Below are 8,142 nucleotides of genomic sequence, written 5' to 3'. Positions count from 1 at the left end.
CGAATACACGTCTTCGAACTTCATAAGTCGAACTTCCTGTAACACTTCTGTCCGCTTCATAACGCCTCCTTTCGGAGACATGATAAAACCGGACAGATCGCATGTTACCTACACCGGACATATCGCTTGTTAGCGACAAGGATTTCGCGACAGTCTCGAGATCGCTTATGAAAGCCGCTATGATCAATTCGATCTCAACATCGACAAGCCCGAGCCGCTGATCCCCCGCGAATTGCGGTTCAAGGTGACAGAACGCATGGATGTGCACGGCAATGTGCTCATCCCGCTGGATCATGACAGCCTGCAGGACCTGGCGGATGTGATTGCCGCACAGAATATATCAGCTGTGGCCATCGGTCTGCTGCATGCCTATGCCAATCCCGCCCATGAACGCGCGATTAGGGATGCTTTGTTGGCCTCCGGCTGCACGGTCGAAATCACCCTCTCCTCTGATGTCTGCCCCGAGGTGCGCGAATATGAGCGGATCATGACAACGGTTTGCAACGCCTATGTGCAACCGTTGATGGCCCGCTATCTGCGGGCGCTGGAGACCACGCTGGCCGACAATGGCTACAGCTGCCCGCTGTATCTCATGACCTCCGGGGGGGGCATGACCACCTTGGAATCGGCCATTCGCTATCCGATCCGTTTGGTCGAATCTGGTCCCAGCGGCGGTGCCGTACTGGCCAGCCGTTTGGCCGAGCGTCTGCAGGAACAACGCGTTGTCTCGTTTGACATGGGGGGCACCACCGCCAAGATCTGCCTGATCCAGGACTACCAGCCGCAAACCGCCCGCAACTTTGAAATCGCGCGCGCCGCCCGCTTCCAGAAGGGCAGCGGTATGCCCGTGCGCATTCCGGTCATCGAAATGATCGAAATCGGTGCCGGTGGTGGCTCCATTGCGCATGTCGACGGCATGGGGCAATTGCGCATCGGCCCGGAAAGCGCGGGGTCCGTCCCCGGCGCGGCCTGCTACGGCAAAGGTGGCACCAAACCCACCGTGACGGATGCCAATCTGTTGTTGGGCCGGATCAATCCCAGCACATTTGCCGAGGGCAAGATGCCCTTGGATGTCCCCGCAGCCGAAACTGCCATTGCGGCAGATGTAGCTGCTCCACTTGCGGTCTCCGGTCTTGAGGCGGCCTTTGGTGTGACCGAGATGGTCGAAGAAAATATGGCCAATGCCGCGCGCATCCATTCTGTGGAACACGGCGCCGATTTGTCGACCTTCACCATGATTGCCTTCGGTGGCGGCGGGCCACTGCATGCGGTCCGCCTGGCGGAAAAGCTCGGTGTGCAAAAAGTGATCGTGCCCGCAAACTCCGGCGTCGGTTCAGCAGTCGGCTTCTTGCAAGCGCCCGTGGCCTACGAGGTGGTCAGAAGCCGCTATATGACGCTGGATCAGTTTGATCCAGACGCCGCCAATCAGGTGATCGGTGCAATTTCGGATGAGGCCCACAGCATCGTCAGCGGCAGCGATCCCAACGCAGAGATTTCACTGACCTGCACGGCCTACATGCGCTACGTCGGTCAGGGTCACGAAATTCAGGTCCCCATTCCGGCGGGCACATTGACGGCCCAGGATACGGCAACCATCAAAGCCAGCTATGAGGCAGCTTACGGGTGCCTTTATGGGCGCACCATTCCGCAACGGGATATCGAAATCCTGTCCTGGTCCATGGTCGCTGCGACAGTCCTGCCCGCTTTGGACATCATCCCCAATGACACCCCGGCCAAAGGCTGCGATCCCATTGAAACGCGCACCGTCTTTGTCCCCTCACAAAAGGCGCAAACAGACATCCCCGTCTACTGGCGCCCGGATATGCCCGCTGGCGCAGAATTCACCGGCCCGGCTTTGGTCGCCGAACCCCAAACAACCACCTTTGTGACCGATGGCTTCAAAGGCCGCATCGACGCCGATGCGAACCTCATTCTGGAAAGGATCTGATGATGACCGGCACACCCCTTAGCGAGATCGAAAAACAGATCCTCTGGAACCGTCTGATCGCCATCGTCGAAGAACAGGCGCAGACGCTGATGCGCACCGCCTTTAACCCCATCGTCCGGGAGTCGGGCGATCTGTCCGCCGGACTCTTTGATCTGCAGGGTCGGATGATCGCACAGGCCGTGACCGGAACGCCGGGCCATGTCAACACCATGGCAGAATCCGTCCGCTACTTTCTGGAGGCCTTCAGCCCCGACGATATGCACCCAGAGGACATCTATCTCACCAATGATCCGTGGAAGGCCGCGGGGCATCTGAATGACTTCATGCTGGTGCGCCCCTGTTTCCACAAGGGCAAGCTGATCGGATACACCTCCTGCACCAGCCATCTCGCCGATCTGGGCGGCCTTGGGTTTGGGCCCGACGGCTCAGACGTGCTGGACGAAGGCCTGTTTGTGCCCATCCTAAAGCTGGTTGATGCGGGCAAACTGGATCAGACCTTCATGACCCTGCTGAAGGCAAACAGCCGTGTTCCCATTGAAGTCGAAGGCGACACCTATGCGCTGATTGCCTGCGTTGAATGCGGCAGCCGCCGGACCTCAGAATGTCTGGACGATATCGGCATCGATGATCTGGAAGACATCGCTGATTACATCATCGACACCTCGCGTAGCCGCACCAACGATCTGGTCCGGGCCCTGCCAGATGGGGTCTATGACAATCAGATGCGCGTAGACGGATATGATGAACCGCTGGATCTTGTGGCACGGATGACCATTGCCGATGGCGAGATCACGGTTGATTTCACCGGCACCTCTGGTCTGTCGCGTAAAGGCATCAACTGCCCATTGAACTACGCCAGCGCCTATTCCTGTTTCGCCCTGAAGTGCGCGGTGGCACCGGACATTCCCAATAACGAAGGCTCGTTGCAGCCTTTGCGGATCCAAGCACCGGAAAACACCATCGTGAACGCCCAATATCCGGTGCCCGTCGCGATGCGCCATGTTGTGGGCCAGCTGCTCCCCGATGTTGTGTTTGGCTGTCTGCATCAGGCCATTCCCGGTCGTGTACCGGCCGAAGGGGCCTGCTGCCTATGGGATCTCCCCCTGCGTGGTGGGTATTCGGGCGATGGCCTTGGCAAAACCAAATTTGCCACCGAACTGGTCCACAACGGGGGCACCGGCGCGCGCCCGACCAAAGATGGCTTTTCGGCCACAGCCTTCCCCAGCGGAGTGATGGGATCTTTGGTCGAAATCACCGAAAGCGTCTCGCCCCTGATCATCTGGAAACGCGAATTGCGCCCGGATTCCGGGGGACCCGGCAAATACCGCGGCGGGCTTGGTCAGATCCTTGAACTCTCCAGCAGCGAAGACGCGCCGATTTCGCTCTTTGCAGCACTTGACCGCATCAATCATCCCCCGCGCGGACGCGAAGGCGGGCATGCGGGGGCTGCGGGTGTGCTGCAACTCAGCAATGGTGATCGCTTCCACCCCAAAGGAGAACAAATCATCCCCGCAGGCGAGCGGCTGACCGTTCTGACCCCAGGCGGCGCAGGCTATGGCGCTCCAGAAGAACGCCATCCACAGGATGTCCTGCGCGATGTGCAAACCGGGCTGGTCAGCGTTGAGGCGGCGGAACGCGACTATGGTGTCACCATCACCAGCGCAGACGCCCGCATGTCCGAGGGAGCAAAGTGATGACTAAAGATCTGTCTCAACAAACCCTGACGGCAACCGCACTTGGTTGGATCGACAAAGACACCGACGCCATGGCCGCTCCCCTGCGGCCATCAACGTCCTTCCTGCGGGACCCCAAGGACTTGGCCCGCACAGGTCGGCTCTTTACCCGCGATGACAACCCGACGTTTGATCAACCCGAAGCACTCATCAACGCGCTAGAGGGCGGCGCAGGATGTCTTTTGTTTGCCTCTGGCATGGCTGCGATCACCTCGGTCTTTCATCGGCTGAAACCCGGCGATCATGTGATCCTGCCTCGGCTTGTATATTCTGGCCTGCGCGACTGGATCAACGAACATGGCCAAACCTGGGGGCTCGAGGTCAGCTTTCTGGATCACTACGATGGACCCGCGGTAACCGCAGCCATGATACCGGGGAAAACCAAACTGGTCTGGATGGAAACCCCCAGCAACCCGACCTGGCAGATCACCGATATTGCCGAAATCGCGGCCGCCGCCCATGAAGGTGGCGCCCTTTTGGCAATCGACAGCACTGTTTCGACGCCGATCCTGACACAACCGATCAAACATGGCGCCGATATCGTCATCCACTCCTGCAGCAAATATATGAACGGCCATGGCGACCTGATTGCAGGTGCAGCTGTTGTCGCCCCAGGTCGCGAAGAGGTGCTGGCGGAAATGGCCGCTTTGCGAAACGCTTACGGCGCTGTGTTGGGCAGTTTCGAGGCCTGGCTGCTGTTGCGGGGCATGCGCACCCTGTCGCTGCGGGTCAAATCCGCATCCGCCAGCGCGCTGCGCATTGCCGAATTCCTCGCCGGGCAGCCACAGGTCGCCGAGGTCCTCTACCCGGGCCTAGAGAGCCATCCCAATCATGACATCGCCAAAAAGCAGATGACCGGCGGGTTTGGCGCCATGCTGTCGTTTCGTCTTGTTGGTGGCGAACTGGCCGCCAAAGAAGTGGCTGACCGCGTTCAGGTGATCCGCCAGGCTATTTCTTTTGGCAGCACCGAAACGGTGATCGAACACCGCGCCGGCATGGAAAGCGCAGCCAGCCCGACACCGCGGGATCTGCTGCGGCTCTCGGTGGGTCTGGAGGATGTGACAGACCTGATCACCGACCTGCAGCAGGCATTGGACAGTATCGGAGCCGCGAAATGAACGACCACGACATCGCAAGCCAGCGCCGCAGTCACCGGATCGGGCTGATCGTGCCCTCCTCCAACACCAATGTAGAGCCGGATTTCCAACTGCTTGCTCCAGACAACGTCACCATCCACTCGGTCCGCAGCGGCGGCTATGATGTGGACGCGATCCCTGACTCCGCAGAAATGCGCCGCTTTGTGCGTCAGTCCATAGATCTGCATGTCAGCTTGTTGCGCGATGCCAGAGTGGATGTTCTGGCCTATGGCTGTACATCGGCCACCCTGTCTGATGGGCCAGAGTTTGACCAATCCTTTTGCGCAGAATTGGAACGGCTGGCCGAATGCCCCGCAACAACCGCAGCTGGCGCATTGATTGCCGGGATCAGATCCGTTGGTGCCCTAAGGGTGGCGTTCACCTCGCCCTATGTCCCGCAACTGCGCCGGGAGTCTGTCGCCTTTCTGGAGCAAAGCGGGATCCAGGTCCTGCGGGACCATGGGTTTGACCGGGATCTGAACAGTCTGGAGCAAAACGCCCTGACCCCCAAAGACGCCTATGACATGGCGCTGGCAGCAGATCATCCTGATGCCGATGCGATCGTCATATCCTGCACAGACTACCGTGCCGTCGAGGCGATCACCGCCATCGAGGCCGCGGTGAACAAACCCGTTGTGACCAGCAATCAGGCTTTGATGTATGCGCTGCTGAGCAAGCTCGGCTGTGATCCACGCCCCATCCGCCAGGGCGGCCGCCTCTTCACCCGAGAAGGACTATCCAAATGAGCCAGAACAACACGCCCACAGCCCGGCTGGCCGCGCTGGGTCTGACCCTCCCACCACCGCCGGAACCCGCAGCCCATTACATGCCATGGCTTCGCAGCGATGATCTGATCTTTCTCGCCGGTCAAACCCCGAAACACGGCCGTGAGCTACAGTTTCGCGGACAGGTTGGACAGGATCTGACCATCGAAGAGGCGCGAAAGGCCGCTGAACTCTGTGCGCTGCGGCTGTTGAGCGCGTTGAACGACGCCGCTGGCGGGCTGGAAAATGTGGAACAGGTCACCAAGCTGACCGTGTTTGTGAACGCAGCACCTGGATTTGCGGACCATCCTATCGTCGCCAATGGCGCGTCAGATCTGATCGCCCATGTCCTAGGGCCGCAAGGCGTGCATGCCAGATCCGCTGTTGGGGCGTCCTCCCTGCCCGGCAATGCCGCCGTCGAGGTCGAGGCTTTTGCGCGGTTGAAGGCACAGGCCTGACGGTCGGGCTTCTTACACAGCGGTCTTTTGCGGATTGGTCTGATGTGGCAGACCTGCTGAGGCAGACCAAGACCAAGCCGAGGCGCCCATCGTGAACATCGAAGCAATCCGCACTTTTCTCGAACTTTCGCGGCTCGGCAATTTCAGCCGGGTCGCGGAGAAGATGAACATCACCCAGTCCACCGCAAGCGCTCGGATCAAGGTGTTGGAGGACCATCTGTCCTGCCGGTTGTTTCAACGCAGCCCCGGCGCTGTCACCCTGACGCGTGAGGGCCGCCAGTTTTACCGCTACGCAGCGTCTTTGCTGCAGATGTGGCAACAGGGCTCCCAGGAAATCCGCCAAAGCGTGGCCTATGCAGGGTCTGTCGGCGTCGGTGTTCATATGACGATGTGGCGGCAGTTTATGCCGGAGTGGCTGGTCTGGATGCGGCGCAATCACCCAGACCTGACAACCCATGTCGAAGCGGACTATTCCGAGCGGCTCACAGAATATGTCAGAGAGGGCTTTCTCGACATCGCAATCACCCACATGCCCCGCGCTCTACCGGGGCTGGAGGTCGAAGAATTCAGCTGCGACAGGCTTGTCCTGGTGTCGTCAACACCGCGAGACTTTGCCGACTGCAAGAACTCTGACTACCTGCATGTCGACTGGAGCTATGGCTACCGCGAGGAGCATTTCGAAAAGCTGCCGGAATTGCAGGCGCCGCCCTTCAATATCGGCTATGGGGAAATCGCTCTCGCCTATCTGCTGGTCGAGGACGGCTTCGCCTACCTGCCTTTCAGCACGGTTGAGGACAAACTGGCGACCAACAAGCTGCATATGGTGCAGGGCGCACCAGAATTGTCCCGCCCTGCCTATCTCGTCAAATCGCGCGATCCGGTCCACCCCGAGCGCACGAACGCCGCAATCGAAGGCCTGCGCGCCATCACCAGGGTGGCGGGATAACCCGAGCACCCCTAACTAATTTTCCGCTCAGAGCAGCTCTCGCACGCGGGCCAGCAGTGCTGCGTTCACCGCAACGCCCTCGGTACTGGCCTTCGTCCGGCAGTTGCGACGACTATCACCAGGCAGGCGCGCACCGGGCTGATCCCTAAACGAAGCGACAAGATGGCTCAGCCGTTCCTGAAACGCGCCCGCAGATGTGGCCAACGGATCGATGGCGATGAAACACTGGCCGGTTCTGGGCGGGCCACCGGCGGTGCCCGAAAACGGGCTGGCGACAGACCCCAAGGTGGCCCCGGTCAGGGCCGCCGCCATCAATTCGACTGTCAAGGCGATACCGACGCCTTTATAGCCGCCAGACGGCACCATCGAGCCCTTCAGCCCCGCTTCCGGATCCGTGGTTGGGCGCCCCTCAGCATCCAACACCCAGCCTTCCGGCACGGGTTGGCCTTCGCGAGCGTGTTTCATCACCTCGCTCTTGGCGATCGTGCTGGCAGATTGGTCGATCAACAGCGCAACATCGCCCTGACCATCCGGTGCGGCAATCGAAAACGGGTTTGTCCCGACCACTGGTTTTGCCCCGCCCGACGGCGCGATGGAGGCTGGCGCATTGGTGAACCCGATCCCAAGCAGACCCGCTTGCGCCAGGCGCTGGGTATGAACGCCCAGCACCCCACAATTGTAGGAATTGTGAATCGACAGCACCGCGATGCCCTGCGATTTGGCCAAGGGTTGGAGGCGCTGAAATCCGGCATCAATTGCACTGTGGGCAAAGCCCGTGCCGCCATCGACCACAACCACACCCGGGCGCGGTTCTGTCACCGTCGGGACAGCCTGCCCGTCCACCTTGCCGCAGCGCACATGTTCCGCATAGATCGGCACATAGGCCAATCCGTGCGAGGCAATCCCATCCGCTTCTGTCATTGCCGTCGCCACCGCGAGAGGCCGTGCGTTCGCCTCGGCGGTGCCAGCGGCAACCAGCGCCTGAAAAGCAAGCTCTTCGATCTCAGCAAGGGTAAGCCCAAGTTCGACACTTCAGAACTATATTTGAGGTGCTTGTTTTTGGCGGGTGGTTTTATTTCAATGGGTTAGGGTTGATTAGTGGGTCTAATCCCCCAACTTTTGTCGTCACACGTATTGTTCGTATTCATCATTGCTTG

At 59.9% G+C, this 8,142-nt stretch carries 7 protein-coding genes and 1 pseudogene; 7 read left to right on the top strand and 1 reads right to left on the bottom strand.

The genetic code is table 11. The annotated features are described in order from the left end of the window. Positions 1-148: 148 nt before the first annotated feature. From Q0C28_RS09055 to Q0C28_RS09025, 7 genes and pseudogenes are all read left to right on the top strand, one after another. Positions 149-400: pseudogene (locus Q0C28_RS09055) on the top strand (hydantoinase/oxoprolinase N-terminal domain-containing protein); the annotation flags it as partial. An 87-nt stretch (positions 401-487) separates the two neighbouring features. Continuing rightward, complete coding sequence (locus tag Q0C28_RS09050) at positions 488-1,948, top strand: hydantoinase/oxoprolinase family protein (protein ID WP_293575000.1); 1,461 nt, start codon at positions 488-490, stop codon at positions 1,946-1,948. A 2-nt stretch (positions 1,949-1,950) separates the two neighbouring features. Next, positions 1,951-3,642, top strand: coding sequence for a hydantoinase B/oxoprolinase family protein (locus Q0C28_RS09045; RefSeq protein WP_293574996.1), 1,692 nt, complete (start codon positions 1,951-1,953; stop codon positions 3,640-3,642). After that, positions 3,642-4,799 carry a PLP-dependent aspartate aminotransferase family protein gene (locus tag Q0C28_RS09040; RefSeq protein ID WP_293574994.1) on the top strand — a complete coding sequence of 386 codons (1,158 nt, stop codon included), beginning with the start codon at positions 3,642-3,644 and terminating at the stop codon, positions 4,797-4,799. The genes Q0C28_RS09045 and Q0C28_RS09040 overlap by 1 nt, the downstream gene beginning before the upstream one ends. Next, a complete protein-coding gene (locus tag Q0C28_RS09035) occupies positions 4,796-5,563 on the top strand; it encodes an Asp/Glu racemase (protein ID WP_293574992.1) in 768 nt (255 codons plus the stop codon). The genes Q0C28_RS09040 and Q0C28_RS09035 overlap by 4 nt, the downstream gene beginning before the upstream one ends. After that, entirely contained in the window at positions 5,560-6,039 is a 480-nt protein-coding gene (locus Q0C28_RS09030) for a RidA family protein (RefSeq protein WP_293574990.1), read from the top strand. Before Q0C28_RS09035 ends, Q0C28_RS09030 begins: the two co-directional genes overlap by 4 nt. A gap of 91 nt (positions 6,040-6,130) precedes the next feature. After that, positions 6,131-6,985: a LysR family transcriptional regulator gene (locus Q0C28_RS09025; RefSeq protein ID WP_293574988.1), complete on the top strand. Its 855-nt coding sequence runs from the start codon at positions 6,131-6,133 to the stop codon at positions 6,983-6,985. A 27-nt stretch (positions 6,986-7,012) separates the two neighbouring features. Here the strand turns inward: Q0C28_RS09025 and Q0C28_RS09020 are convergent, their stop codons facing one another. Continuing rightward, a complete protein-coding gene (locus Q0C28_RS09020; protein WP_293574998.1) occupies positions 7,013-7,987 on the bottom strand; it encodes an Ldh family oxidoreductase in 975 nt (324 codons plus the stop codon). Between the last annotated feature and the right edge of the window lie 155 nt (positions 7,988-8,142).

Origin of the sequence: Phaeobacter sp. (assembly GCF_022825805.1) — a bacterium.
In the GTDB taxonomy this organism is placed as follows: Bacteria; Pseudomonadota; Alphaproteobacteria; order Rhodobacterales; family Rhodobacteraceae; genus Phaeobacter.
Note: the sequence above shows the minus strand (reverse complement) of the source record. Positions and strands in the feature narration are given on the sequence as shown.

What these genes read in the sequence shown, in the direction of transcription:
- Q0C28_RS09035 (WP_293574992.1), top strand. Translation starts at nt 4,796, where the DNA reads ATGAACGACCACGACATCGCAAGCCAGCGCCGCAGTCACCGGATCGGG.
- Q0C28_RS09045 (WP_293574996.1), top strand. Translation starts at nt 1,951, where the DNA reads ATGACCGGCACACCCCTTAGCGAGATCGAAAAACAGATCCTCTGGAAC.
- Q0C28_RS09030 (WP_293574990.1), top strand. Translation starts at nt 5,560, where the DNA reads ATGAGCCAGAACAACACGCCCACAGCCCGGCTGGCCGCGCTGGGTCTG.
- Q0C28_RS09040 (WP_293574994.1), top strand. Translation starts at nt 3,642, where the DNA reads ATGACTAAAGATCTGTCTCAACAAACCCTGACGGCAACCGCACTTGGT.
- Q0C28_RS09050 (WP_293575000.1), top strand. Translation starts at nt 488, where the DNA reads ATGACAACGGTTTGCAACGCCTATGTGCAACCGTTGATGGCCCGCTAT.